Here is a 26,734-nt window from a genome sequence, read left to right as displayed (position 1 = left end):
ATACTTGCTAAGTATAGACAGCATGAAACTTCTGGAGGCGACATGGATGTGCGACCGACTGCCGTCGCTGGGCGATTCTATTACGGTGATCCTAATAAGTTACAGACACATATTTCTCAGTTGATGGCTTCTGCCTCCTCAGAGGGAAACCATCATTCCGAAGAAGCAATAAGCGGACTGATTGTTCCTCACGCTGGTTATGTCTTTTCTGGGCACACTGCAGCCTTTGGTTATCAATTACTCAAAGAACAAAATGCACAATTTTCGCGTGTTGTCATTATTGGCCCTAGTCATAGAGTCGCTTTTTCAGGTTGTGCGATTCCAAGTGTTAGGTACTTCGATACCCCTTTGGGCAAAGTGCCTTTAGATACACAAGCTCTCGATAAACTGTCTGAAAACGACATTTGCACGGTTAACGATCTTGCTCATAAAAATGAGCACTGCTTAGAAGTACAACTGCCCTTTTTGCTCAAGTGTTTGAAGCGCTTTAGCGTCGTTCCGATTCTCACCGGCAATGTCAATATGGTGAGCGTAGCGAAGCTTGTGGAACCTCTCTGGGACACCAATACTCTACTTCTTGTCAGCTCTGATCTAAGTCATTTTCACAACTACGACGACTGCGTTGTTCTAGATAATAAAAGCTGCTCAAAAATCGAAAACGGGCTTCCCCTGACAGGTCACGAGGCATGTGGGCACACAAGTATTAATGCTGCCAATCTAATTATTAATAAACGAAACCGTCGATTGACTCGGTTGTCTCTCACCAACTCGGGAGACAGCCCTCACGGCGATAAACAAAGGGTGGTAGGCTATGTCAGCTACGCAATATCAAGATAAAACGCTAACCAACACTGAACTATCTCGATTACTTGATATGGTAGAAATAACAGTAGGCTGTTATCTAGCAGAAGAGCCTTTACCAAAAGTCAGGCTTGAGGATCATCCAGAAGCTATCAGAGAAAAAGGTGCTTGCTTTGTCACCTTGCACGTCGATGACCAACTCCAAGGGTGCATCGGGACGACAGTCCCGCAAGTGCCTCTCGTTCTTGAGGTCATGCGAAAAGCATGGGCAAGCTGCTGCCAAGACAAACGATTTTTACCCCTGCAGAAGTCTCAAGTAGATGGGCTAGAAATTGAAGTCTCTGTACTGACTGAACCTCAAACACTCGATGTAGCCTCAGAATCTGCTTTAATCGACTATCTCAAACACAACAAATGTGGATTGACGCTTTCTGATGGCAAAAAAGGTGCTCTATTTCTCCCACAAGTATGGGAACAACTCCCAAGCCCGATCCATTTCTTACAACACTTAAAGCAAAAAGCAGGTTGGCACCCTACGTATTGGCCAGAGGATATTTCGGTGAAAGTCTTTGATGTTCAAAAATTAAGCCGAAAGTATCGGAGAATGTAGACGATCTTACTTATTTTCTCGTCAGGGTTTTATTAAACGTGCGAAAAAAAACTTTGGTGGTATGATTCGCGCTCACAACAGGAGTTGAGTGAACCCCTAACATTGGTAAAGCGTACATGGGATGTCGCAAATACCAAAATATGAGAGTACCTATGCTTGAAGATCTCGTTGTTGTTGTAGATAAATTCGGAAACCCTATTGGAACAGAGGATAAACTCGACGCACATAGAATGGGCTTTCGACACCTCGCCTTTTCGGTCATGATTTATCGTTATAACGATGGTCAACTCGAGTTCCTGATGCAAAAGCGCGCAGCAAATAAGTACCATAGCGGTGGACTATGGAGCAACACATGCTGCTCTCACCCGCGCCCAGATGAAAAGATCCTTGCAGCCTCAAAACGTCGTCTAGATGAAGAGCTGGGTATTCGCGACTCACTTGTGCTGGAAGACATCGGCACAATCAGCTACCGCACCAAATTTGATAACGGCTTAACGGAAAACGAGCTAGACCACGTCGTTATTGCAGAGAGCAACACCGTTGAACTAGACGTAAACGACAAAGAAGCTGAAGCATGTGAATGGCAATCTAAACAAGCGATAGCTGAGCACCTAGCGGAAACACCGCAAGCGTACACCGCATGGTTTAAGCTCGTTTTTGATAAAGTTAACCAACACCTCGCAGAGAAATAACTCCTGCGGTTAAAATCTCATTCGATTAAGTTTATCCTCGCACCTATTGACTTCCTATCACTAGGTGCGAGGCTCCAAACTATACGGCATTTACAATGTAAAACGCCTTTATATATAGCCTAAAGAGAAGATTTTGATTACTTTCTGTCCACGCGTGTAACTTTGTGTTTCTAAGCGATGTTTCGTCAACATTGCACCAACATGAATCATAAGCAGTGACTGAGCACAATAAACGTGCGCATGCTCAAACTCTATCACCATTTTGGTGCAATCGTGTTTGTTCCTCCTATCCTCTCCTTTGATATTCAATATGTTAGCGTCTGGCGTGTTTCTTGAAAGGAAATTACCTAGACTATTCAAATTGCACAATTTCAGGGAGAAATAAGATGCAAGACGTTCTTACTATTGTCCTAGCTGGAGGCATGGGCTCTCGGTTAAGCCCCCTAACCGATGACAGAGCTAAGCCAGCGGTTCCATTCGGTGGAAAATACCGGATTATTGATTTCACGCTTACTAACTGTTTGCACTCAGGGCTGAGACAAATTCTGGTACTCACTCAATATAAATCGCACTCGCTTCATAAACATATCCGTGATGGCTGGTCGATCTTTAATCCAGAGCTCAAAGAATTTATCACTGTGGTCCCCCCACAGATGAGAAAAGGCGGCGCTTGGTATGAAGGAACGGCAGATGCGATTTATCACAACATGTGGCTACTCTCCCGCAGCGATGCGAAACATGTCGTTGTGCTGTCTGGCGATCACATTTATCGCATGGACTACGAAGCTATGGTTCAAGAACACAAAGAGTCTGGCGCTAAACTCACTGTAGCGTGCATGGATGTTCCCCGTGAAGAAGCCACAGCTTTTGGTGTCATGGAGATCAATGACAAAAATCAAGTTGTTGATTTTAATGAAAAACCAGAAGACCCTGCTTGTATGCCAACGGATGCGAGTCGCTCTTTGGTGTCAATGGGCATCTATGTTTTCGAAATGGAAGCACTCCAACAAGCGTTAGAACAAGATGCTGAGCTTGATAGCTCTAGTCATGACTTTGGTAAAGATATCATTCCTAAGCTCATTGATAGCCAAGGTGTTTACGCTTACAACTTTGGTGACGAAAAAGGCCGAGTTGCGCGCGATTGTTACTGGCGTGATGTAGGGACTATTGATTCCTTCTATGAAGCCAACATGGATTTGTTGGAACCTGTTCCGCCCATGAACCTCTATCAGGAAAACTGGGGGATACGAACCTATGAGCCTCAACTGCCACCAGCGAGAACCGTACCTTCAGCGACTGGAAATGAGGGTATCTTCATTAACTCGATTATTGCCAACGGTGTCGTGAACTCGGGCGGTTCAGTACACCACTCTATTCTCTCGTCTAATGTACGGATCAATGATGGTGCAACTATTGCGGATAGCATTATTTTTGGCGATGTAACGGTCGGCGAGAACTGCCAACTGGCGAACTGTATCATCGACAAACACGTTGTTATTCCAGATGGCACTATCATTGGTTTGAACCCAACTGAGGATGCGGCTCGATTCCATATCTCAGAAAAAGGTATTGTAGTGATACCTGAAGGGTATGTGTTCGACTAGCTGACTCTCTTCTCCCCCGAAAGATATAGTTGCTCCTTGAATAAAACAATAGCCGCTCCCTAGAGAGCGGCTGCTTCGTTGTAGGTCTAACGCTAATTTGTTGCACCGTGACCCAGATTTCTCACATTACTCGCATACTTTCAAAAATATGGTCCTATAATTCTTGTATTACAGTCAGTTACATAGGAAGTAAACTATGAAGTTAAAGTCGTTTTTGGCTACTGCAATTGCTGCGAGCCTTTTGGTTGGGTGCGGAGCTAACACTACGCAAGGCGCCGCTGAAGGGGCCGCGGTTGGTGCAGTATCGGCGGGCATGCTTGGTGCACTAACCGACCTTATTGTCGATGGTGAGGTTGATACTTATCGTCTTAGCCGAAATGTCACCGCAGGTGCACTCGCAGGTGGTACAGCGGGCGCTATCGACGGTTACTCAAAAGACCAACAAGTAGAGGCTCAACAAGCGGCTCAGTCGGCACCGCCGGCTCCCTCTAAGCCAGCTTTAGAATTCGGACCAGATGTTGAAACGTCTATCGGTGCGCTTGTCGCTTGCCAACATGATGATGCGTATCGAGCAGCGCTAAAGGCAGAACAAGCGTCTCAGCAATCCTATAAAGAAGCAGGCGTCGCAATGCAGGCTCTCATAGACTACGACCGAGGAAACACCCAAGGGGTCGATCGCGCCGTTGATAAATACGTGAAACTGAGCTCCACCATGAACGATGCCAACCAGGCAAAGACTCAACTAGAAGCTCTGCACAAAGAACTGCAGCAAGAGCGTGAAATCGCCGGTTCAGCACCGACCTGCGGATAATCCTTCCAATTATGGGTCAGGTTTACCTTGAAGCCTGATCCATTCGCCCCAAGTATAAGTAAGAGCAATCGAACCGATTTCGATCCATTCGCATAATCGATAATACGATACATGAGGCAATGTCATGAAATTCAGCTATGTAAACCCTACTGTTATTCATTTTGGTCAAGGTCAAATTGAGCAAATTAGTCATAGCATCCCTAAAGATTCAAAAGTATTGGTCATCTATGGTGGTGGCTCCATTAAGAAGAATGGCGTGTACGACCAAGTTGCAACTGCGCTCAAAGACCATCAATGGTCTGAGTTTTCGGGTGTGGAAGCAAACCCAACCAAGGAAACGCTCGATAAAGCCATCGAGATAGTGAAATCCGAGAACATCAATTATCTGCTCGCCGTCGGTGGTGGTAGCGTCATTGACGGAACCAAATACGTCGCCGCAGCCTCTCTACACGACGGAGACAGCTGGGATCTCATCACTGGTAAGTACAAACCAGAGGCTGCCCTTCCATTGGGTGTGGTTCTAACGCTCCCGGCAACGGGCTCAGAATCAAATATGGGGGCGGTCGTGACTAAAAAAGCAACGCAAGAAAAGCTCGGCTTTTTGTCTCCAACCGTTCGTCCCGCGTTCGCTGTACTTGACCCAGATGCGATGAAAACTCTCCCTGAGCGCCAGCTGATCAATGGTCTCGTCGACGCATGGGTTCACGTTTGCGAACAGTACATTACGTCTCCAACAGGACATATGGTTCAAGAAGGTTACGCCGAAGTATTGTTGAGAAATCTTCTCGATCTCGGCAAAGCATTCGAACAAAGAGACGATGCATGGCGTGCGAACTTGATGTGGACAGCTAACCAAGCGCTAAATGGACTCATCGGCACAGGTATGCCTCAAGACTGGGCGACTCACATGATTGGTCATCAGTTAACGGCACTGTGGGATGTCGACCACGCGCGCTCGCTGGCTATCATTCAGCCTTCGCTACTCAGAAGCCAAATGGAGTTTAAGAAAGGCAAGATTGAACAGATGGGTCGCAACGTGTTTGGGCTAACAGATAGCGACGATCTTGCAGAGCGCACGATTCAAGCGATTGAGGCTTTCTACGCGAGTTTGAATGTCGATACTCAGCTTTCAGAGGTGCAAGGTGACAAATCTGAAGCCGTAGACGCAGTTATCAAGAAACTCGAGGACTATGGCTACCTCAAACTTGGTGAAAACCAAGCTATTAGTATTGACGTATCACGTCGTATCCTCGAACAGGCCCTATAAGAGCCATTCTACGATTTAGATAAACGAAATACCTTAAGTGCGGAAACCAAAACGGCTTCCGCACCTATTCTTACAAAATTCGAGCGCGAACAAACTCAATGGAAGAGCGCAACTTCATCTCAATATCTTGAATCGATAGCACTGAGTCCCTTGGCTTCAGCCTCGTTGAACCATCCACTAACCGCTCTAACGAGTATGGTGATTCAATACTGAAAAAAGGCATGCTTTCCTGTTGAAAGGCGACGTCAAAAAGCGCGTCATAGCGACCAGCACCATCACCAACTTCACAACATTGCCAAGCATCACCAGACTGAATTAAATCCTTAATATGGATGTGTTCCGCTACTTCAAGACTAGCAATAGAATGTTCAAGCACATCAAGCTCTGGACGATGAGACAAAAAATTACCTGGGTCGAAATTTATTCCAACAACCGAGCTGTCTACTTGCTCAATAAACGCATCAAAATCATCGGCATCATTGAGTAAGTAAGAGCGTGTATCCCCGACATTTTCTATCAATATCTTAATGCCGGATAACTTAGCGAGATCGAATGCTGCCCTAGCCTCGTTGTAGAACTGCTGCCACGTTGTGTCTCTTGGTGCATATAAGACTAACCTTGGACAAGCGAGCGTACAGCAGAGCTGGACACGCCTTAACAACCGCTCTTTACAGTTGCCTAAGTTCATCTCACAGTGAGCAGCAAAAGAGGTACACTGCATACCTCTTTGATCAAGGCTGCTTTTTACCCACTCGGCCAGTTCAATGGTGATGTCAGACTCTACCAGATCGTGTACCGCTCCTTTAATCAGAGCCAGCTCAATGTTTTTTACACCAATACGATGCAATGACTCTATCGCTTGGTCAAGCGTATAACCCGAATAGGCAACGGTACTGACTGAGAAGTTATCAAGCATAAGCCTGCTCCTCGATGACCTCCGTCACCAGCTGGATTAACCTTGCAAACCCCTCAGGTTGCCAAGCCGTTCGACCAACAAACAAACCATCGATATTCGGCTGTCTCAGCAGCATCTTGGCATTGTGGATGTTTACGCTCCCACCATAAAGAAGTGGAACAGATTGCGCGATCTTGGAGCCATAAAGTGTAGTTAGCCCAGACCTTATCGCAGCAAGACCAGTTTCTGCTTCTTCTGTCGATGCAGGCGTACCATTCTCGCCGATTGCCCACACTGGTTCATAGGCGATGAGCACGTTGGTCACTTGTTGAGGGGAAACTCCGTGTAGTGCAATCTTTATCTGCCGTAAGATAGACTCTTCTGATACTCCCCAACACTTTTCATCTGCAGTGTCTCCAACACAAATTAATGGTCTGAGGCCCGCCTTTAGTGACAGGATCACTTTTTTGTTAACTGTTGCGTCTGTCTCACCGAACCACTCTCGGCGCTCTGAATGTCCGATCTCAACGAGGGACGCGCCTATGTCTTTCGCCATATCTACAGACACTTCCCCTGTATAAGGTCCACTGCTCGCCCAGCCCACATTCTGGACACCCGTTAAGCATCGGGTCTCACTAAGTGCCGTTTCAAGTTGTTTTACATACGGAAACGGAGGTATCAGGAAAGTCTGCAGGTCAGCGCTAAGATTTGAAAGATGAGGTTTTATCAGTTTGCAGTATCTGACCACCTCATCGTTAGTTTTGTTCATTTTCCAGCTAGAGCCCAACCAGACCTTTTTCATGCGGGCTCTCCTTCTACAATTGAAGCTTCCATAAATTCTAAGATCAGTGACATTGAAATTGCCCCAGGATCTGGGTATCCCAGTGAGCGTTCGCCTAATGTTTTGGCTTTACCTGTCGTTGCAATCATAGACTTGGTTGCTTCAACGCCCTGCCTAGATGCCTCTACAATGAGTGGCATTGATTCGTTCAACGGCAAATGCGACAACTCATTGGCTTTTCGAGCCGCTGGAGCGAGAGCATCGATCATCGTTTTCGCGCCTTCATCCGCACCGCCTCGCTTACGAATGCCTTCTAGGCCAGCTGCCAAAAACTCCGCAACGACAGGGGTCGTCAGTTCAGGTTCACCAGCCACAGCCTTTCCGCCATTTCGGAACAAGGTACCGAAGATCGCCCCTGATGCTCCGCCCATAGTGGTCAAGAGTTTAGTGCCAACTTTGGTTAAAACATCACCCACATTATTAGCTTCAAATCCTTGATCAATCATGTCATAGACGTTTTGAAAGCCGCGTTCTATGCCTAGGCCATGATCACCATCGCCAATTGCTTGATCCACCTTAGTCAGTAGTGGCTCACTCTTGACCATATTTAAGGACATAGTTTTCAACATCTGTTTCGTTTCTTGACTGTTCATAGTGACTTCCTCAATGCAAATGACTGGCAAGGAGCCTGATAAAGCGACTTCAACTGCTCATCAAGCTTGAGTAACGAGATAGACCAACCCGACATCTCTAACGAGGTGCAGTAACCACCTACCAGGTTATCCACCACGGATACATTTTTCTCACTCAAATAATGATGAACCGCTCGGTTGGCGATAAGCAGTTCCATCTGAGTCGATGCGCCGAGGTTGTTAATGAGTAACGCTACCTCGTCGCCCTCTTTAAGTTCAGCCTCATGCTCTAGTATGGTCATCACTTCAAAGACCACATCATCAGCATTTGAGAGCTTGGATTTGCCAACACCTGGTTCGCCATGTAGGCCCATTCCTATCTCGATTTCATCGTCCGGGATCTGAAAATTGAAACCCTCGTTTCTAGGTATTGCGCAAGGACCGAGCGCGACGCCAATCGAACTCGTCGATCGAAGCGCATGCTCTCCCACCTCGACGACTTGCTCAAAACTGTCTCCACGAGCGGCAGCAGCACCGGCAACTTTGAGAACGAACAGGGCACCTGCAATGCCTCGGCGCTCTTTACTGTTGTCAAACGGAGCGGAAATAACATCGTCGTTGATGCGAATCGTGTGAGTTCGAACCCCTTCGTCCTCTAGTAGCTCTGCAGCAATATCGAAATTCATGTTGTCACCAGCGTAGTTACCGTAGATAAACACCACGCCATTCTCTGGATTCAGTGCCAAAGCTGTTTCGAAGATCGCATCAGGGGTCGGTGCAGCAAACACGTCACCAATAGCGACCGCATCCGCTAACCCTTCGCCCACATAGCCGCCATACATCGGCTCGTGACCGGCACCTCCACCAGTAAACACGGCTACCTTGCCGTTCAGAGGTGCTTTGCGAATGGCGCAGGTGTGATTTGAGATAGGCTCAAGATCACGACTCATCGCAGCCATAAACCCTTCAAATTGCTCACGAGCAACCGCGTTTCTGTCATTAATCAGTTTCTTTGGTTTTCTCATTATCTATCCCTCAATCACGATTGAGCGTGAAGCTCTGCCTCTATCTCACAAATCCTTTGTACTTTAGGCTTGGATGACTCATCAATCTCATCAGCATTAAGCCAAGCCTCTAAAATGGTTTTAGCAAGCTCCACCCCAATGACTCGCTCACCCATAGTGATGATCTGAGCACCATTACTCTTGCGAGCGCGTACTGCTGAGAAAACGTCGTGACACAGCGCGGCTCTTATGCCCGGCACTTTATTCGCGACAATCGATACCCCAATACCCGTACCACAAACGATAATTCCGCGCTCATGGGTATTATCGGCTACCTTTTTCGCAACACGCTCGGCAATATCTGCATATAAATTAGAAACATCCTTTGGTGCTTCACTATAGTCTGTATATTCATAACCTAACTTTTGTAAATGTTCACAAAGTACATATTTAAGGTTCACCGCCGCATCATCGCAGCCAATTGCAATACTCATATTACCTCCTAACTAATGGAGTAGATTTAACAACACTTATTATTAAAGTACTTTATTTTAGATAGGTCATATTTGAATTGCGTCACAAAGAATTTATTAATTTATTTCTTATTTATTTTGTGCATTAGTAATTAAAATTAGTCAGCTATTATATTTCAGTTAGACATTAATATATCAATCAAACACAATAACAATCCATAAGAATATTTTAATACTCTTTTTTTGTACATTAACTCACGAGGAAAATAAGTTATATTTTGTCTGTTAGCGTGATTCAGATCGCGTTTGAAATTAGCTGCTTATTTTATACTCAATAGCAATTAACGGATGTTTTAATAAATTTTTTAATGAATGCAGTAGAAAATTAATTGATTTTGCTCAGTTTTTGAGTGTCACATGGAGGCAGTGGTAAGCACTATGAAGCTATCAGAACAAGCATACAACAAGCTTAAATGCATGATTCTTGAGAATAAATTTAGAATCAACCAACAACTACTAGTCGATGAAGCGGTTGAGATTTGTGGCTTTAGCAGAACTCCTGTACGAGAAGCTCTGCTAAGACTACAGCAAGATGGACTCATAAAACTCCATCCAAGACACGGCCTTAAAATATGCGCCTTGTCAAGACGCGATGTAGAAGAGCTTTACGAGCTCATTGCACACCTTGAGGTGATGGCACTTGATATTTGTATATCAAAAGGACTTACTCAGGAGCAATTAGATATACTTCGTGACTATACAGCCAAAATGGAACAGGCATTAGATAATAATGACATTCAGCAGTGGGCGATCCACGACTTTGCCTTTCACGACCAAATATTTCAATATACTGAAAACTCTAGACTTATAGAAACCGCTAGAAAATATAACGAACAAAATAAGCGTTGCAAAGACATAGTCATTAAACTTAGACCATTACCATGGGACTCGATCATTGAACACAACAAATTAATCGACAACTTAGAGTCTGGCAACATTAATGAAGCAAGAGAAATGCATTTGGTTCACTGGGAGCAAGTTTCTAAACAATTCATTGAATTTTTAGACAATTACCACTTCCTAGATAAGTGATAATTGACAAGTAGCATTTAGCTTAAAAATAAATTTCTGATTTACATCCTATTTAAGGAGGAACACTTATGTCCAAAATAAGTGTAGAAGAGCTATATCAATTATCGAACGACATCCGAATTGATATTCTCGATATGGTCTATCACGCCCAGTCGGGTCACATTGGTGGTTCGTTCTCTGCTGCTGAAATCGTTACAACACTCTACTTTAGCGAGATGAACAACCTCGATCCTAGCAATCCCAAGCAGAGTAACCGTGACCGCTTCGTGCTCTCCAAGGGTCACGCATGTCCTGTCTGGTATGCCTGCTTATCACGCCTCGGATACTTTGAAAAGTCACACCTCAAGACGCTGCGGCAGATTAACAGCATCTTGCAAGGCCACCCTGATATGAAGAGCACACCAGGAATCGACACTACCACAGGTTCATTGGGTCACGGCTGCGCTGCAGCGACGGGTATGGCTCTGGAGGGTCAGCTCGCTAACGATGGCCGCCGTGTTTATTCCCTACTTGGCGATGGTGAATTGAATGAGGGCGTCGTATGGGAAACCGCGATGGCCGCAGCCAAATACAAACTCGACAATCTCGTGTTCTTCGTCGACAAAAACAACCTGCAGATGGATGGCACTAGTGACCAAATCATGCCACTGCTGAGCATAGAAGATAAGTTTGCTTCGTTTGGATGGAATGTGGTGACGATCGATGGCCATAACATTGAACAGATATTAGACGCATTACAAGCGGCACGTGATTTCAAAGGCAAGCCTACCTGCATTGTTGCTAATACGGTTAAAGGTAAAGGTGTCAGCTTTATGGAAGATGTTCGCAATTGGCATGGTAAGGCGCCAAGTGATGACGAGTTCCATGCTGCTCGTGCTGAGTTAGTCGCTTAATCAATCAAAGGGTATTCACATGCTTACAGTTACTAAATCCAAAAAACCAACCCGCCTTGCGTTTGCCGAGCGAATGGTTGAGTACGGCGAAATTAACACTGACTTTGCAGTATTCGAAGCTGACATTGGTTACTCAACCAACTCGTACCTTTTCAACGACAAATACCCTGAGCGCTATTTTCAGATGGGTATCGCCGAATTTGGCATGATGGCCTCAGCATCTGGCATGGCGGCGAATGGCAGACCCGTTGTGGTCGCGGGTTATGGCGTGTTCTTAACCATGCGAGCTTTGGAGAGCGTACGTAGCTTCATCTGCTATCCAAACCTGAACGTAAAGCTCATGTCTTCGCATGGTGGCACTACCGCTGCTATTGATGGTGTGACTCACCAAGCGTCCGAAGACATGGCGTTGATGTCAACGCTCCCGAACATGCACATCTTCGCCCCATGCGACACCGCATCTAGCCGAGCCTTGTTCGATGTAACGATGGAAACGCAGGGCCCTGTCTATTGCCGACTAATGCGTGACGCCTATTACGAACTCTACAACGAGTCAGCTGAGTTCAAGTGTGGTGGCAGCAATACTTTATTAAAAGGTTCTGACATCACCATCATTTCCTATGGCGACATTCTATTTCAAGCCCTTGAAGCGGCGAATGAACTCAAAGTGGCGGGTATCAGTGTCGAGCTTATCGATGCATACAGCGTCAAACCTCTGGACTGGAAGTCCATTAGCGCATCTATCAAAAAAACAGGTCGCGTCATCATCGCTGAAGGTCACCAGAAGCGTAATGGCATGGCCTACGACATCGCCGCTCGTATGGCAAAAGAGCAAATTCACGCTCAATTCGACCACTTAGGACTGGATGACACGTTCGCAGAGTCGGGCGCCTATCCACTGCTTCTCGACAAGTATGGATTGTCATCCAAGCACATTATCGACTGTGCCAGCGCCATGTTGGTGTCGACAGAAACCTCAGTTTAGTCGAACCCAATGTTTAGTCGAAAACAAGGTTTAATCGAAAACAAGGTTCAATCGAAAACAACGTTTAACAATGAAGTTTAGGCGAATGCCTAGGGAGATTTATGTTTAAACATGCAGTAATTACTCCGTTTCTCGGTCAGCAACGGGATCGTTTTTCTGAGTATAACGAACCAAAAACTCTGGAGCAGAAGCTACAAACGCTTCGCACCATTGATGGTATGTCAGGGGCTGAGTTGGTCTACCCCTATGAAGTGAACTACGACAACCTTACCGAGCTCAAGATTTTGCTCGCTAAGTATGACGTCAAAGTTGCCTGTATCAACGTCAACGTCAAGGTGGAAAAAGAGTTTATATCTGGTGGCCTAACTTCCCCAGATAAGGCTGTACGAGACCGCGCAGTCAGCTTTATCAAAGAAGCAAAAGATTACGCCGAAGAAGTTGGAGCCGACAAAGTACAGTGCTGCCCTCTAAGTGATGGTTACGAGTTCAGTTTCCAAGCGGACTATGTCGAGACATGGCAGCGTCTGTGCGAAACCTTTGGCGAAGCTGGCGAGTACAAGCCGCACATCCCATTGTTCATTGAGTACAAACCGAACGAAGTCCGTGGCCGATGTTATCTCGACAACGCAGCCAAGACCATCTGTCTTATCAAGGACATTGGCAATCCAAATATCGGCGTGACCCTCGATTATGGTCATTCGCTCTATGGCGATAACAACCCTGCGGAAGAGCTCGCCCTACTTAACTCGCTTGATATCAAGTACTACATCCACATCAACGATAACGATGGTAAGTGGGATTGGGATTACTTCTGCGGAAGTCGCAGTTTAATGCAATACATTGAATTTATTTACTATCTGAAGAAGTTTAACTACCAAGGTTGGCTTACATCAGATACCTCTCCAACGCGATGGGATATCGTAAAGATGTTCGAAGCAAACATTCGAATGACCAATCGCATCTCGGCTCGAATCGACGCGATCGGTATGGAGAGTTTTGGCGAAAGTTTGAGAAAGAAAGAGTACATGGATATCTGGGCCGATTTAGAGAGCTATTTCATCAAGATCTAACCCCAGTCTAGTAACCCGCAGTGACAATCTGGCACAAGACCGGATACTGCACTAAAACAAGGTGAAACAAATGAAGACAAGAACTCTACTTACAAGTGTTTTAGCTGCTGCGCTTGCCCTTAGCACCTCATTCGCAAACGCAGATGAACGCTACCCTACACGTAATATTACCGACGTTGTTACTTGGTCTGCAGGCGGTGGTACCGATGTCATCAACCGCGTTGCTACCGCATCGATGGCCAAGTATCTCGGCACAAACATCAACGTGATAAACAAGCCAGGTGGCGTGTCTGGTTCGGTCGGTCTCCTAGAAGGCTATAACTCAGCACCAGATGGTTATACGTTTGTCGGTCTTTCTGAGTCAAACGTTGCTGCTGCCGTGATGGGCGGTTGGGATAATCGTATGGATGTCTTTGACTACTTTATCGTGGCAAGCTCACCAGACGTTATCTCAGTATCTAAAAACTCTCCGTTCAATACCATTGAAGAGCTCGTTGCGCACGTCAAAGAAAACCCAGGCAAAGTCCGTGTTGGCGCAGGTTCAGCTGGCTCACTTCACCACATTAACTACCTAGCGTTTGAAAAAGGTATCGGTGGAGAGATGAACTTTATTCCATTCCCTGGTTCATCTCGCAGCCAAAATGCAGCGCTTAGTGGCGAAGTTGATGTAGTTATCACATCAGTGGCTGAGCAAAACCAACTGATTCAATCTGGCGACTTCAAAGCACTGGCTACGCTAACCGAAAATCCATTTACTGTTGGTGACATCACTATCCCTTCTGGTTTGCAAACCTACCCTGCTCTTCAAGAGTACCTTCCTATCTCACAAGCTATCGGCTTCGCAATGAAGAAAGAAACGCCTGTGGAAATTAAGAAAACCGTCGCCAAGGCATTCGCAAGCGCAATGCAAAGTGACGAAGTAAAAACTTACGCTAGTGAAAACCACTACGAACTCGTTGGTGAGTTTGGCAAAAAAGCGAATGAACGTATGGCTCGTCTTGAATCGCTATTTAGCTGGACGCTATGGGATTTAGAAGCTGCGAAAATCAACCCCGAAACACTCGGCATTCCTAAGCCTGAGTAGTGGACCTATCGACCAGTCACGCAATGTGGCTGGTCAACTCTTTCTTAATTAACTAATTGCTGTTTGGGGGCAACTATGTCTTCTCAAAATAAACTATCTGAACACGATGACGTGGATAAAGAGACGTTAGAGCAACAACAAATGCACGGATGGGACTTTGCCTTCTCATTAGTGGTCATGGTGTTTGCCCTAGTGGTAGTTGCCAACTCTTTAACCATGCCATTCTCTGGTACCGTTGGCGGTGTGACAACTGAATGGTATGAATCACCAGGACTGCTGCCACTCTTTATTGGCTGCTCACTGTTTGCTGCAGGGTTATCGGTATTCCTAAAAAGTAAGGCAGAGCAAGGCAAAGCTCTGTTCGCGAAACACTATAAAAACATCAATCCAACCGGCTTTCTTATCTCCGGTGGCGGCATCATTACTTACATTTACGTACTGATCACTTGGTATGACTTCTTCCTTGCATCTGCCGCGTTTCTTATTTTCTATATTGGTCTTTATTACTTAGATACAGAAAGCATCACCAAACAATTATTGAAGATCTACTCAGCGACCGTGGTTGTCTCTCTACTGTTATTTGGCTCGGGCGCGTCTGAGTATGCCAATGCTATCTACCCATACACAACCGATGTTGTGCTGGTTGTCAGTGCACTTGTCATGTCTAGCTATCTGTTCCACACGGCGAAACAGCATAGTGCTGAGATGACAGCAAAGGTCAGAAGACTGCTAATTATCAGTATCGTTTTTCCGGCAGTACTGTGTCCGATCTTTAGGTACTTCTTGTTAGTACCACTTCCTAACGAAGGTCTGATCGTCGAGCAAGTATTCAACCAAACCTATTACACCTATTTAGCACCACCGAAACAAACAGAAGCAATGCAGCTTTCAGATGAAGACATGCAAGCTCTCGAAGACGCATTCTAACAGGTGAAGAACATGGATATTCTATCTACATTCGGAAGTATGTTTTGGCATATTTTCACCTCCCCACTGCTGATCTTAATTCTCGTTGGCAGTACATTCTTGGGGATTATTTTCGGCGCAATGCCCGGCCTTACCGCAACACTGGGCGTGGCACTACTGACTACCCTAACCTACGGCTTAGACAATCAAACAGCACTGCTGGCACTGCTTTCAATTTATGTGGGTGGCGTTTACGGCGGTATGTATACATCTATTCTACTCAACATTCCCGGTACCGCGGCATCTGCGGCTACAGCAATGGACGGCTACCCCATGGCTCAGCAAGGTCAAGCAGGACGAGCGTTTGGTTTAGCCACGACCTCATCACTGATTGGCTCGGCTATTGGTATGGTGTTTGTCGCCCTGCTCTCTCCGGTTATTGCCAAGGCTGCGCTTCAGTTCACCTCATACGAGTACTTTTTGTTAGCACTGTTTGGCATTCTGATCTCCGGCAGTTTGACCTCTCCAGAGCTAGCAATAAAAGGCTGGATTGCAGGTCTGTTCGGCATTTGGTTATCCACTATTGGCCAAGACCATATGCAGATGTACCCTCGCTTTACTATGGGCATTCACGAACTCGACAACGGCATCGATGTAGTTCCCGTATTGATCGGTGCCTTTGGTATTCCGCAAATCATGTCGGTACTGGAATCGAAGATGAAGATGAAGTCGATGAATGCCAAGTCGATTGGCAGGCTGCTACCTGACTTCAAAACCATGTTCAAAAACACTCGTAATATCATTTCATCCGCGCTTACTGGTGTTGGTATTGGTGCAGTGCCCGGGATTGGCGAGGATATCGCAGCGTGGGTGGCGTATGGTATTTCTCGTAAAACCAGCAAGAAACCGGAAACCTTCGGCAAAGGTGCTCCAGAAGGGGTAATTTCGACTTCGACCGCCAACCAAGCCTGTGTGGGCGGCGCTATGATTCCCCTACTCAGCTTAGGTATTCCAGGCTCTCCACCCGCAGTCATGCTGCTGGGTGCGCTTATGCTGCATAATGTGGCACCAGGTCCAATGCTACTAAAAACCAACCCTTCGTTTATTCCAGAAGTAACGGCAATTCTGTTTGCGGCTGCAATCGCTATGTGGGTGTGCGGTATGATCTTGTCTAAACAGGTTATTCATATTCTGCGTATCCCACAAACGCTGTTCATGCCGCTTATCGCTGTGCTGTGTGTTATCGGTTCATTCGCTCTCGGCATGCGCGTCTTCAACCTGTATTTGATGGGTATCATCGGCATCATTTCTTACTTCTTTATGAAGCTGAAAGTGCCTATCGCACCATTAGTTATTGGTGTCATCCTTGGTCCTATGGCCGATACGTCGCTAAGAACGGGTCTCAAGACGACCGGCGGTAGCTTAATGCCAATGATTGAGCGCCCTATCTCTCTAATTTTGGTGTGTGTGATTGTGATGATCATCTGTAGCCAAATCCCTGCGGTGAACCGTGGGATCCGAACACTATTTAGCACCGTCAAAAACCGACTCGCCACATCTTAAGGAAACCGTATGAAAACCATTGTCTGCTTAGATGGCTACACATTAAACCCGGGTGATAACCCTTGGGCTCCCATTGAAGCTCTGGGCGAATTCAAGAGCTATGACCGAAGCACTGGTGGCACCGAAGAGGTCATTGAAAGGGCAAGAAACGCCAGTATTATCCTGACCAACAAGACCCCAATTAGTCGACAAATCATTGACGCCTGTCCAGAACTAGAGTGCATCGCTGTGTTGGCCACTGGCTACAACGTAGTCGACGTTGAATACGCTAAACAAAAAGGTATTCCGGTCATGAACGTGCCCGTTTACGGCACTGAAACCGTCGCCGAAATGGTGTTTGCTCATATCTTCAATTTTGCTCGCAACGTAAGTGCGATGAGTGATGATGTAAAGCAAAACCTTGGGTGGAGTCGAAACCAAGATTGGACATATTGGTTAACCCCGCAGTTAGAGCTATCGGGTAAAACACTAGGCATCGTCGGCTTTGGCAACATAGGTCAACAAGTAGGTGCGATTGGCTCTGCTTTTGGCATGAACGTTATCGCTCATGATGACTTCAGTACGCAAGTACCGAGTTACGCTCATGAAAAGGTAGCGCTAGAGACACTATTGGCTGAATCTGATTTCGTCTCACTGCACTGCCCTGCTTTGCCCGCCACTGAGAATATGATCAATCAAGCAACGCTAGAGAAAATGAAGCCAAGCGCCTTTTTGATTAACACTTCTCGCGGTCAACTTGTCGATGAAGAAGCACTCGCTGCAGCGCTCAACCAAGGCGTCATCTCTGGTGCGGCACTTGATACATTGTGGCAAGAGCCCCCAGTGGAGAGCAACCCATTGCTCAGCGCGAAAAACTGCATTATCACACCACATATCGCATGGGCAACGCTTGATGCGAGGCAGCGCATCATGTCTATGGTAGCTGAGAACATTCAAAGCTATCTAGATGGCGCACCAATGAATGTCGTCAATCCTCGATAGGAGACTATGATGCCGGTAAGCTCGCAACATATTGGTCAGTTTTACAATCAACCTGTACAAGAAGTGACGCTATCCAATCAGTCAGGGATGTCGGTATCCATATTGACACTCGGAGGCATCATAAGATGCCTTCATGTCCCGGACTCAGATGGCAAAGTGAATGACATTGTGCTTGGATACGATAAGCTCGCTGACTATGCCAAAGACACACATTACATGGGCGCAATCATTGGTCGCGTTGCCAATCGGATAGAAGGTGCCAAGTTCAATTACAACGGCGAGATTACTCAGGTCGACGGTAATGCCTACGATGGAAAGCATTGCGTTCATGGTGGACGCTTTGGGTACCACAACCGAGTGTGGCAGATCGCAAGAGTGGATGAAACTGATGATGAGATATCGCTTTGGCTCGTGCTTGAAGATGGAGATGGTGAAGAGGGCTTCAAGGGAAATGTTACCGTTTCGGCGAAGTATACTCTAACCAATACCAATCAGCTCAGGTTAGACATCAGTGCTAGCTCCGATATCGCTTCGCCAATGAGCATGACTGCGCACAGTTACTTCAACCTTAACGGGCATGAGTCAGGGAGCATTAATAACCATTTATTGCGTATCCCATCTGACCAAACCTTACAACAGAAGCAAGATAGGATACCGAATGGCGAAATTGTCACTGTCCGCCACACGGCTTTTGATTACTCTTCAGGGATGATGCTCGCTGAATGTGTAAACAACGATATTGACATCAACGATTCCTATGTTTTGAGTGAAGCTGAAAAAATTAGATTGGTCGGTGAGCTGCAAACATCGAAATTGGGGCTGAGAGTTTACTCCAATGAAGATACCGTGCACTTCTACAATGGACATAATCTGAATCAAGTATCTGGCAAAAACAACGTGGTTTATCAGAAGTTTGCTGGCGTGTGTCTTGAGCCGAAAGGGTATGTCAATGCGGTCAATATCAAACACTTCCCACTATCTCAGGTAACGCCAGACAAACCCTATCAGCATTCGATTGTTTATGAGTTTTATTACCCTGACGGCAATAAATCTTTTAACTAACAGGCCTAGAGCGGTATTTCGGATGCGTAATCGGTATCGCTGCTAACAGTGTTTTGGTGTACTCATGCTTCGGCGTTTTGTACACCTCTTCACTGGTTCCATACTCCACTACTTTACCCTCCTTCATTACAGCGACATTATCAGAGACATGCCTAACCACAGAGAGGTCATGAGAGATAAAGATAATGGCGAGATTCATCTCTGCTTGTAGGTCCAGCAGCAAATTAAGGATCTGCGCTTGGACCGACACATCCAATGCGGATACCGACTCATCACAAATCAACAGTTTGGGCTTCACCGCTATCGCTCGAGCAATACCAATACGCTGCCTTTGTCCTCCCGAAAATTCATGAGGATAGCGGTCAATCGAGTCCTCAGGCAGACCGACTTTTTCCAGCAGTTCTCGAACCCACTTCTGCCTCTCTACTGCGTTACCGAGTTTATGGATGATAAAGGGCTCTTCTAAGATCATGCCCACCGTATGGCGTGGGTTCAGCGACTCCATAGGGTCTTGAAACACAATTTGCATTTGCCTGCGCAGCGGGCGCATTTCGCGAGTCGATAGTTTGGTGATATCAGCTCCCTCGAACACAATTTTTCCATCATAAGGCTCGAGGAGCTTTAGAATAGTGTGGCCCAAGGTGCTTTTACCACACCCCGACTCACCCACTAACCCAAGCGTCTCGCCACGATTGACGGTCAAGGACACACCGTCCACCGCCTTCATTACGTATCCACGACGAAAAACCCCACCGCCACTACGAAAGTACTGTTTTAAATCGGTGATTTTTAGAAGTTCACTCATTCAGAACCTTTAACTGCCTTATCGATTATCGAAACATAGCGTCAGTGATGGGTTTGATATCAATCTTTTGCTTGGGCGGGTTGTCGATATTTGGAATTAGCCAGAGTAAGCGCTCTGTGTATGGATGCTTAGGGTGATCAAACAGCTCAAACACATCCGCTTGCTCTACAATCCGCCCCGCAAACATGACGGCTACGTCATCGCATATCTCGGCAACAACACCAAGATCGTGAGTAATAAATATCATCGACATCCCCGTCTCCTGTTGAAGCTCTTGCATCAACGTAAGAATCGAGGCTTGCACAGTGACATCCAGTGCGGTGGTCGGCTCATCACAAATCAATATGTCTGGCTTACAAGCCAATGCCATAGCGATCATCACACGTTGACGCATACCGCCAGACAAGTTGTGCGGGTACTCGTTTAATCTTGCTTCTGGCAATGGGATACGCACCTTTTTCAGCATATCGAGACAGGTCGCTTTTCTTTCAGATTTACTCAGTTCAGGTCGATGTAACTCCAATACCTCGTTAAGCTGCTTACCAACCGTTTGTACCGGATTTAGTGCCGTCATCGGGTCTTGGAAGATGATGGAAATACGATCCCCTCTCATCGAATACATCTGACTGGGCTCGAGCTTCAGTAAATCCGTATCTCGATATAAGATCCGTCCTTCTGTCACGACTCCATAAGGTTTGGGCAAGAGTCCCATGATGGACATTGCCGTAACACTTTTACCACTGCCAGACTCACCAACAATCCCCAGCGTCCTACCGGCTTTAAGATCAAAATTGACACCATGCAATACCTCACGGCAGTCATCATCATCGTGAAAACTTACCGCAAGATCTCGCACGCTTAGAATTACCTCATCTTGCATGAACACTCCATCCAGCATTTTGGTTATTGCAGTTTGTAGCTGTCATCAACCACAATCACAGGCTCGAAGCTCTCGCCTTTTTTCATTGCCTGCTTCGTCTGCTTCTTGAGTTCATCGTCAATCCAAAAGTTGGCGATGTCCGTCACCGAGAACATGGCTTGCGTTTGTTTGGTCATCCCATTTTCTGGAAGACGCAACCAGCGCCAATGCGCTTCGCGCGTGTATGGCACCATATATCCTGGAACAATGAGAAACTCCTCAGACACTTTCTGTTGGATCTGATGTGACAGCGCTTGTTTTTTGGCGACGTCAAATTCAACCACATATTGGTCAATGAGTTTGTCCATATCGGGATTTTGATAAAAGGTGTGGTTGTTGGTTTGAGGTTTTGCATTGTCAGAGTGTAGATACTCCCAATAAGCTGGGATCTCACCACCACCCATGTGCAAAAATGCTAGCTGATGTTTTTTCTCGAGCACAAACTTGAACGCCGAAGAGCCATCAACAAGATTAAGGTTAAACTCCAGTCCCGCTTGCTTAGCCTGTTCTTTGAGATAAGCGATCCTTGGTGTATGTGGCGGGAAACCATAAGTAATATCAAAGCTTAGTCGCTGACCTTGGGCATTAACACGAATGCCGTCTGTACCGATGGTATCAAAACCCGCCGCTTCGAAATAAGCGATCGCTTTATCTGGGTCAAAAGCCGGAGCTTGATTGTCTGGTCGATCATAGTCGCCATGCCCTGCTCCAAGCCCGTGAGGCAAACGCAGGTAATCACCGCGTAACACGTTTTTAATCATGCCGTCGTAATCGGAGGCATACATTATACCCGCTCGCACATTACGGTCGTCGAGCATCGGCATTGAGGTATTCATCCATAAGCCGCCCGCCCCCTGTACGGTTTGGTTATAGCCCCAGAACTTTTGGATGTATCCATTTTGATAAGGCTTACCGTCCGCCTTCTCATGCCACAAACTTGGCAGTATTAAGCCAAACGCATCCAAGTCACCCTTTTCAAAACGCTTTCTGGCAATGTCTGCATCACGAATAACGGTAAGGCGCACCTTCTCAACATTGTAGCGATTCTTGTAATATCGATTCTCATACCCCCACCAGTCCTGACCGACATGTTTGAACGTGACGCTCTTACCTTTCTTAACGTCAGACATGTAATACGCCCAAGTCGTTGGCTCAGCCTTGAAATTGAACTTCCTCACAAAGTTATCGTCAATACCATCACCGTTTTTATCGTTTTTGGAATCAGCAAAAAAGTGCTCGGGTCTTGGCTGTACCCCATTGCTTGGCAAGTTAATCTGAATCATCAGCTCATCTTGGCTCATTTTCGAGGCTGACTTAATGGCAATGGTGTAGTCATCAATCTTGACGACGTCGGCGATCTTGTTGGTAAAGAAGTCGTTGTACCATGGGGCAATAATGTCTTTGGATCGGTTGTAGGTCAGCATAAACAAATAGTCGTCCGCGGTGACCATCTCACCATCGGACCATTTTGCCTTCGGGTTCAACTTGAAATAGACAGTTTGATTGTCGTCACCATACGCCCATGCTTCAGCGAGCTGTGGAATCCACTTATTCGTATTAGGATGACGAGCAGCCAGCTTGGGAGTGCCGTCCATGAAGTAGTGACGCAAACCAGAATTTGAATCTGGTCCAACACTTCGAAGCGTTTGCGGGAAACTCGACATATATGTGCGCAACGTACCGCCAAACTGCGCTTCCTCCGACGCAAACAATGGCTCATTCATGTTATCTATCCATTGAAGATCCGCGGGAAGGTCAGCCGCGTTCACGCCCACAGATAGGGTTGTCGAAAGTACCGCCAGAGTCATGTAATTCTTGCTCATGCAATATCCTTATTTTTATTCGCTAAACGTTTCCGTGGTCTAGCTCTATACGATTAATATTAGTCACTTAGTTTAAACATAGCGGGTAAACTTCTTCGGGTCGAAGGCTGCCCTTACCGCTTCACCAATGAATGTCACCATGACTAAAACCGCAACAATGGCGGTTACTACCGAAGCGACGATCCAAGGTGAGTCTAAGTTCGACTTTCCTTGCTGAAGCAACTCTCCCCAGCTTGGCGTCGGTGGCATTAGACCTAATCCCAAATAATCGAGTGCGGTCAGAGCCGTGATATTTGCCGCGATAGTAAATGGTGCGAGTGTCACCACCATCACCATGGTATTTGGGAGGATGTGGTTGAAGACGATTCGAGCATTTGACGCGCCAAGCGCTTTGGCTGCCGTGACATACTCCCTTGCGACTTCTTTATAGGTCATGGTCCTCATGTACCAAGTAATGCCCATCCAACCAAACATGACAATGATGGCGACAAACAAAGTAAAACTCGGCTGAACAATAGAGACCAAAATCATGATGACGTACAAGAAAGGCACCATAGACCAAATCTCAATAAAACGTTGAACGAAAAGGTCAAACTTGCCGCCAAGAAAGCCCATAGCGCAGCCGACAGCCACACCAATCGCATAAGAAGCCGCCATGGCTAATAGTGCAAAACCCATAGCAATTCGAAAGCCGTACACCAATCTTGCCAATATATCTCTGCCGATGATATCGGTACCTAGATAGTGCTTAGTTTGAGCATCGGGCGCATTTGGAGGATAGTCCCCAGAAAAGTCTTGTTCATAAGGATCCCACGGCACTATCGGCATCAACACAAAATCATCACCTGCCGCTTGTTCAAAGGTTAACTTAAGTTGTCTGTAGTCGGCTTCACTGGCATTCGTTTGCCCAAATTCTGTTCCCAGATAGACACGGCTCACCACCGGAAAAAAATAATCACCTTGATACTTCACCACCAGCGCTTTGCTGTTAATAAGAAATTCAGCAAATAACGACATAATCAACATGAGTGACAGCAGAATAAACGACCAATAGCCACGCTTAATCCGTCTAAAATTATTGAGCTTTTTCTTTGTTAAAGGACTGACCTGCATCGCTTATCCCCCAAACTTCACACGAGGGTCGACAAGCGCGACACAGATATCGGAGATGATGTTTCCCAGAAGCAGCAGCACCGCATTAATCGCGACGATCCCCATTACAACGGGGTAGTCTCTTTCGACAATAGACTCATAACCCAGTAGCCCTATTCCATCAATGTTGAAGATGACCTCAATTAAGAATGCTCCGGTCATAAAGAACAGCAAAGAGTTACCAAAATGGCTGGCAATTGGTATTAGGCTATTTCGTAGTGCGTGCTTTCGCACCGCTTGCTTAAATGGCAAGCCCTTTGCGATCGCAGTTCTTATGTAGTCTGCTGACAGGTTTTCCATGAGATTGTTTTTCATCGTCATAGTAAGCGTCGCAAAGTCGCCGATGAGGTAACAGATTAAAGGTAGAATGGCATGCCACATAATGTCAGCAACTTGCTCTGACAATAGCTCAAAATCCTCAAAGTCATCGCTAGTGAAGCCCCCCATAGGCGTCCACTCTAGGTGATAACTAAACAGAGTAATAAGCAACACCCCCACAACGTAGCCTGGCAGTGCATACCCTACAAAGATTGCCACTGAAGAGAGCGAATCAAACACAGAACCATGCTTAAGTGCTTTGTAATAGCCAAGAGGGATGGAAATAAAATAGCTGATGAAGAACGTCATACCACCGTAAAACAGTGATACTGGAATACGCTCCGCAATCATGTCTGAAACCGGCTCGTAGTAGCGAGTAGACTCACCAAGATCCAACTGAACAAGGTTCGAAAGCCATTCCCAATAGGCTTGGGGAACGGGTTTATCGAGTCCGTAAAACGCGTTCAACTCTTGGATTTGATCTTCCGACAACGCAGAGTTACTGCCTGATATCGATAGCGAACCCCCATCCCCTTGTGTATGCAGGTTCGCCAGCATTCTCTCTACTGGACCGCCTGGTACTAATCTGGTGATCGCAAAAATAAGTATCGTCACCCCTAAAAAGGTCGGCACCACTAGTGCCAGGCGACGAAGAAAGTAAGAAAGCATTAATCAACTTCTCCATGTTTGCTGCTCCCTAAGAGAAAGATTAACGAGCTTAGAGCGACAAAACAAGTTACTGCCTTAATTAAGTCACTGAAAGAAAAGCAACTAGTAGAAGGCAACATATATCAAGGATAAGCAAATATTTTCCACACATCAGCAAATACGGACATTACATCAATACCCGAATCTAGCAGAGCATCGATGGACCTGATCCTTCATATTGTAGTTAAGTGTTTTAATTTCTGGGGTTACAGTAAATGGACTAAGAGTAGCAATTAACATCATTTCAATCTGGAGGGCTAGGTCTACAGGTTTTTTGATGTGCGCTAAAACACGAACAACAAAAATCACTCTGCAGCGCGGAGCGCATTAAGGTACAAGAATGAATAAACTTATGATCCCAGCTTTGGCAATAGTCGCACTCTCTGGATGTCAAACGACTAGCGTCAGTGAGATGATGGCTAACCCTAAGTCAATTGATAAGCCGTTTTCTTGCGAACTAGACAACCATGCAAACTTGATCATACAAAAAGACGGTCAAGGTGTTTATCTCTGGAGTGACTCCAATACTCCAATCGAAAACGTCACAGTGACGAATCACGAAATTCGTAAAATGAAAAACGGTTCACAGAACCATAAGTTCTCAATCATGCAGCGAGAGCACATCAGTGGCGACGTATACGGTGGCATAGAAGCAGATCTCACATTCAATGATGATGGTGAGCCAACTATGCGCGGTGATTGGGAGTTCAAATATATTCTAGTTTCAACCGATCATGGCACAAGAGAAAGCAAACCTAACGAGAGAATTATTAAAAAGGCAGTTTGTCGATGGGATACAGAGGCATCAATCGATTGGTAGGTCAACTGAACCATTTACAAATAAGGGTTGTCAGAAACTATACGGAAATAGTTCTAGATGACCTTTTAAATACTAAGCAATAATACTTTTAATTTCTTTGAAGATGTAAAGCAGACACTCGACATCTAACTGAGTTAGCTCAGCGCTGCCTCTGTTTCCATGGTACTTTTCAAAAAGTTTGACTCTAAAGGTAAAGAGTGCAGCGGAAATTGAAACCAATCTACACTTCAATCACTCACCCCTTAACTTCAACCTGTGAAGCCCTTTGCATCCGCATACGAATTCGATGCGCTTGCTGAATGTGATGCCTAGCGGCCTGTTCCGCTTTATCGCCATCGCGCTGGCGAATGGCATCAATGATCGCTTGATGCTCTTGGTACGCAGTTTGAGTTCGTTCGCCTTCTTGTAGCGTTGTTCCACCTAGAAGAGTGAGTGCATTTGATAATGAATTTAGTGCGTCAATTAAGTAGCGATTGTTCCCCGCTCGATATAGCGCTTGGTGAAACAGACGATTCGCCTCAGCGACCTTAATCGGGTCATTGGCATTACTTAACATGATGTCGTTGAAGTCTTCGAGCTCAGCTAATTCAATCTCTGAGGCATGCCGTGCTGCATATCGCGCTGCAGTGCCTTCTAATACCTCACGCACCTCATACAGCTCTATCACCTCTTTCTGATCCAGCTGCTTGATGACCGCACCTTGGCGTGGCAAATGGATCAACAAACCATCACTTTCTAAACGCCGAATGGCATCCCTGACGGGTGTTCTGCTGATGCCCAGCATCTCTGCAACTTCAATTTCTCTAACGCGAGTTCCCGGTGTCAGTTCACCGTGACGAATGGCTTGTAGTAGCTTCTGATAGGCCACTTCGGAGCGAGATTGATTACTCTTTTTTTCTTGTGTCATTTGCTATCGAACTCTAATCGAAGATCGTTCTAGATCTCAGTTGTGAAGTTTTTGTTATTCCAAACTTGACACAGGA

General features: G+C 46.0%; 27 protein-coding genes. 16 read left to right on the top strand and 11 right to left on the bottom strand.

What is annotated here, in order from left to right:
- Positions 1-42: 42 nt before the first annotated feature.
- The 6 genes from amrB (at position 43) to LY387_RS23370 (ending at position 5,785) form a co-directional block, all read left to right on the top strand.
- Positions 43-837: an AmmeMemoRadiSam system protein B gene (amrB, locus tag LY387_RS23395; protein WP_234496575.1), complete on the top strand. Its 795-nt coding sequence runs from the start codon at positions 43-45 to the stop codon at positions 835-837.
- Entirely contained in the window at positions 812-1,411 is a 600-nt protein-coding gene (gene amrA / locus LY387_RS23390) for an AmmeMemoRadiSam system protein A (RefSeq protein ID WP_234496574.1), read from the top strand. The genes amrB and amrA overlap by 26 nt, the downstream gene beginning before the upstream one ends.
- 152 nt (positions 1,412-1,563) lie before the next feature.
- Entirely contained in the window at positions 1,564-2,103 is a 540-nt protein-coding gene (gene idi / locus LY387_RS23385; RefSeq protein ID WP_234496573.1) for an isopentenyl-diphosphate Delta-isomerase, read from the top strand.
- A gap of 386 nt (positions 2,104-2,489) precedes the next feature.
- Positions 2,490-3,707, top strand: a complete 1,218-nt coding sequence (gene glgC, locus LY387_RS23380; protein WP_234496572.1) for a glucose-1-phosphate adenylyltransferase — start codon at positions 2,490-2,492, stop codon at positions 3,705-3,707.
- A gap of 196 nt (positions 3,708-3,903) precedes the next feature.
- The gene (locus LY387_RS23375) at positions 3,904-4,518 is read left to right on the top strand and encodes a hypothetical protein (protein ID WP_234496571.1); all 615 of its coding nucleotides are present in this window, start codon (positions 3,904-3,906) and stop codon (positions 4,516-4,518) included.
- Between the two features lie 124 nt (positions 4,519-4,642).
- Positions 4,643-5,785: an iron-containing alcohol dehydrogenase gene (locus tag LY387_RS23370; RefSeq protein WP_234496570.1), complete on the top strand. Its 1,143-nt coding sequence runs from the start codon at positions 4,643-4,645 to the stop codon at positions 5,783-5,785.
- A 70-nt stretch (positions 5,786-5,855) separates the two neighbouring features.
- On the opposite strand, the gene LY387_RS23365 is transcribed toward LY387_RS23370, so the two are convergent.
- The 5 genes from LY387_RS23365 to LY387_RS23345 are packed head-to-tail and all read right to left on the bottom strand — an operon-like array spanning position 5,856 to position 9,591.
- Positions 5,856-6,701 carry a sugar phosphate isomerase/epimerase family protein gene (locus tag LY387_RS23365; protein WP_234496569.1) on the bottom strand — a complete coding sequence of 282 codons (846 nt, stop codon included), beginning with the start codon at positions 6,699-6,701 and terminating at the stop codon, positions 5,856-5,858.
- Entirely contained in the window at positions 6,694-7,482 is a 789-nt protein-coding gene (locus LY387_RS23360) for a triose-phosphate isomerase (protein WP_234496568.1), read from the bottom strand. The genes LY387_RS23365 and LY387_RS23360 overlap by 8 nt, the downstream gene beginning before the upstream one ends.
- Entirely contained in the window at positions 7,479-8,114 is a 636-nt protein-coding gene (gene dhaL, locus LY387_RS23355) for a dihydroxyacetone kinase subunit DhaL (RefSeq protein WP_234496567.1), read from the bottom strand. The genes LY387_RS23360 and dhaL overlap by 4 nt, the downstream gene beginning before the upstream one ends.
- Entirely contained in the window at positions 8,111-9,118 is a 1,008-nt protein-coding gene (locus LY387_RS23350; protein ID WP_234496566.1) for a dihydroxyacetone kinase subunit DhaK, read from the bottom strand. Before LY387_RS23350 ends, dhaL begins: the two co-directional genes overlap by 4 nt.
- Positions 9,119-9,132: 14 nt before the next feature.
- Positions 9,133-9,591, bottom strand: a complete 459-nt coding sequence (locus LY387_RS23345) for an RpiB/LacA/LacB family sugar-phosphate isomerase (RefSeq protein WP_234496565.1) — start codon at positions 9,589-9,591, stop codon at positions 9,133-9,135.
- 417 nt (positions 9,592-10,008) lie between these two features.
- Between LY387_RS23345 and LY387_RS23340 the strand changes: the two genes are divergently transcribed.
- The 9 genes from LY387_RS23340 to LY387_RS23300 all read left to right on the top strand — a co-directional run bounded on the left by LY387_RS23340 (position 10,009) and on the right by LY387_RS23300 (position 19,206).
- Entirely contained in the window at positions 10,009-10,662 is a 654-nt protein-coding gene (locus LY387_RS23340; RefSeq protein ID WP_234496564.1) for a GntR family transcriptional regulator, read from the top strand.
- A gap of 68 nt (positions 10,663-10,730) precedes the next feature.
- Positions 10,731-11,555: a transketolase gene (locus LY387_RS23335; protein ID WP_234496563.1), complete on the top strand. Its 825-nt coding sequence runs from the start codon at positions 10,731-10,733 to the stop codon at positions 11,553-11,555.
- Between the two features lie 19 nt (positions 11,556-11,574).
- The gene (locus tag LY387_RS23330) at positions 11,575-12,540 is read left to right on the top strand and encodes a transketolase family protein (protein ID WP_234496562.1); all 966 of its coding nucleotides are present in this window, start codon (positions 11,575-11,577) and stop codon (positions 12,538-12,540) included.
- Positions 12,541-12,641: 101 nt separating this feature from the next.
- The gene (locus LY387_RS23325; protein WP_234496561.1) at positions 12,642-13,610 is read left to right on the top strand and encodes a sugar phosphate isomerase/epimerase family protein; all 969 of its coding nucleotides are present in this window, start codon (positions 12,642-12,644) and stop codon (positions 13,608-13,610) included.
- A gap of 70 nt (positions 13,611-13,680) precedes the next feature.
- Entirely contained in the window at positions 13,681-14,694 is a 1,014-nt protein-coding gene (locus tag LY387_RS23320) for a Bug family tripartite tricarboxylate transporter substrate binding protein (protein WP_234496560.1), read from the top strand.
- A gap of 75 nt (positions 14,695-14,769) precedes the next feature.
- Positions 14,770-15,621: a hypothetical protein gene (locus LY387_RS23315; protein ID WP_234496559.1), complete on the top strand. Its 852-nt coding sequence runs from the start codon at positions 14,770-14,772 to the stop codon at positions 15,619-15,621.
- A gap of 12 nt (positions 15,622-15,633) precedes the next feature.
- Positions 15,634-17,163: a tripartite tricarboxylate transporter permease gene (locus LY387_RS23310; RefSeq protein ID WP_234496558.1), complete on the top strand. Its 1,530-nt coding sequence runs from the start codon at positions 15,634-15,636 to the stop codon at positions 17,161-17,163.
- Positions 17,164-17,172: 9 nt separating this feature from the next.
- On the top strand, positions 17,173-18,144 hold the full coding sequence (locus tag LY387_RS23305; protein WP_234496557.1) for a D-2-hydroxyacid dehydrogenase: 972 nt from the start codon (positions 17,173-17,175) through the stop codon (positions 18,142-18,144).
- Positions 18,145-18,150: 6 nt separating this feature from the next.
- Positions 18,151-19,206 carry an aldose epimerase family protein gene (locus tag LY387_RS23300; protein WP_234496556.1) on the top strand — a complete coding sequence of 352 codons (1,056 nt, stop codon included), beginning with the start codon at positions 18,151-18,153 and terminating at the stop codon, positions 19,204-19,206.
- Here the strand turns inward: LY387_RS23300 and LY387_RS23295 are convergent.
- The 5 genes from LY387_RS23295 to LY387_RS23275 all read right to left on the bottom strand — a co-directional run bounded on the left by LY387_RS23295 (position 19,199) and on the right by LY387_RS23275 (position 24,892).
- Positions 19,199-20,011 (bottom strand): ABC transporter ATP-binding protein, encoded by an 813-nt coding sequence (locus LY387_RS23295; RefSeq protein WP_234496555.1) that lies wholly within the window; start codon positions 20,009-20,011, stop codon positions 19,199-19,201. The genes LY387_RS23300 and LY387_RS23295 overlap by 8 nt on opposite strands.
- Positions 20,012-20,036: 25 nt before the next feature.
- Complete coding sequence (locus tag LY387_RS23290; protein WP_234496554.1) at positions 20,037-20,891, bottom strand: ABC transporter ATP-binding protein; 855 nt, start codon at positions 20,889-20,891, stop codon at positions 20,037-20,039.
- Positions 20,892-20,914: 23 nt separating this feature from the next.
- Positions 20,915-22,753 (bottom strand): extracellular solute-binding protein, encoded by a 1,839-nt coding sequence (locus LY387_RS23285; RefSeq protein ID WP_234496553.1) that lies wholly within the window; start codon positions 22,751-22,753, stop codon positions 20,915-20,917.
- A 72-nt stretch (positions 22,754-22,825) separates the two neighbouring features.
- Positions 22,826-23,866: an ABC transporter permease gene (locus LY387_RS23280; RefSeq protein ID WP_234496552.1), complete on the bottom strand. Its 1,041-nt coding sequence runs from the start codon at positions 23,864-23,866 to the stop codon at positions 22,826-22,828.
- Positions 23,867-23,869: 3 nt separating this feature from the next.
- Positions 23,870-24,892 (bottom strand): ABC transporter permease subunit, encoded by a 1,023-nt coding sequence (locus LY387_RS23275; RefSeq protein WP_234496551.1) that lies wholly within the window; start codon positions 24,890-24,892, stop codon positions 23,870-23,872.
- A 379-nt stretch (positions 24,893-25,271) separates the two neighbouring features.
- Here LY387_RS23275 and LY387_RS23270 point away from each other — a divergent pair, with 379 nt between their 5' ends.
- Positions 25,272-25,751: a hypothetical protein gene (locus tag LY387_RS23270; protein WP_234496550.1), complete on the top strand. Its 480-nt coding sequence runs from the start codon at positions 25,272-25,274 to the stop codon at positions 25,749-25,751.
- A gap of 235 nt (positions 25,752-25,986) precedes the next feature.
- Here LY387_RS23270 and LY387_RS23265 read toward each other — a convergent pair whose 3' ends face one another.
- Positions 25,987-26,658 (bottom strand): GntR family transcriptional regulator, encoded by a 672-nt coding sequence (locus LY387_RS23265; protein WP_234496549.1) that lies wholly within the window; start codon positions 26,656-26,658, stop codon positions 25,987-25,989.
- Positions 26,659-26,734 lie beyond the last annotated feature (76 nt).

This window comes from Vibrio maritimus, from assembly GCF_021441885.1.
GTDB classification, from domain to species: domain Bacteria; phylum Pseudomonadota; class Gammaproteobacteria; order Enterobacterales; family Vibrionaceae; genus Vibrio; species Vibrio maritimus_B.
The sequence above is the reverse complement of the archived record's forward strand: the minus strand, read 5'-3'. Positions and strand labels throughout refer to the sequence as shown.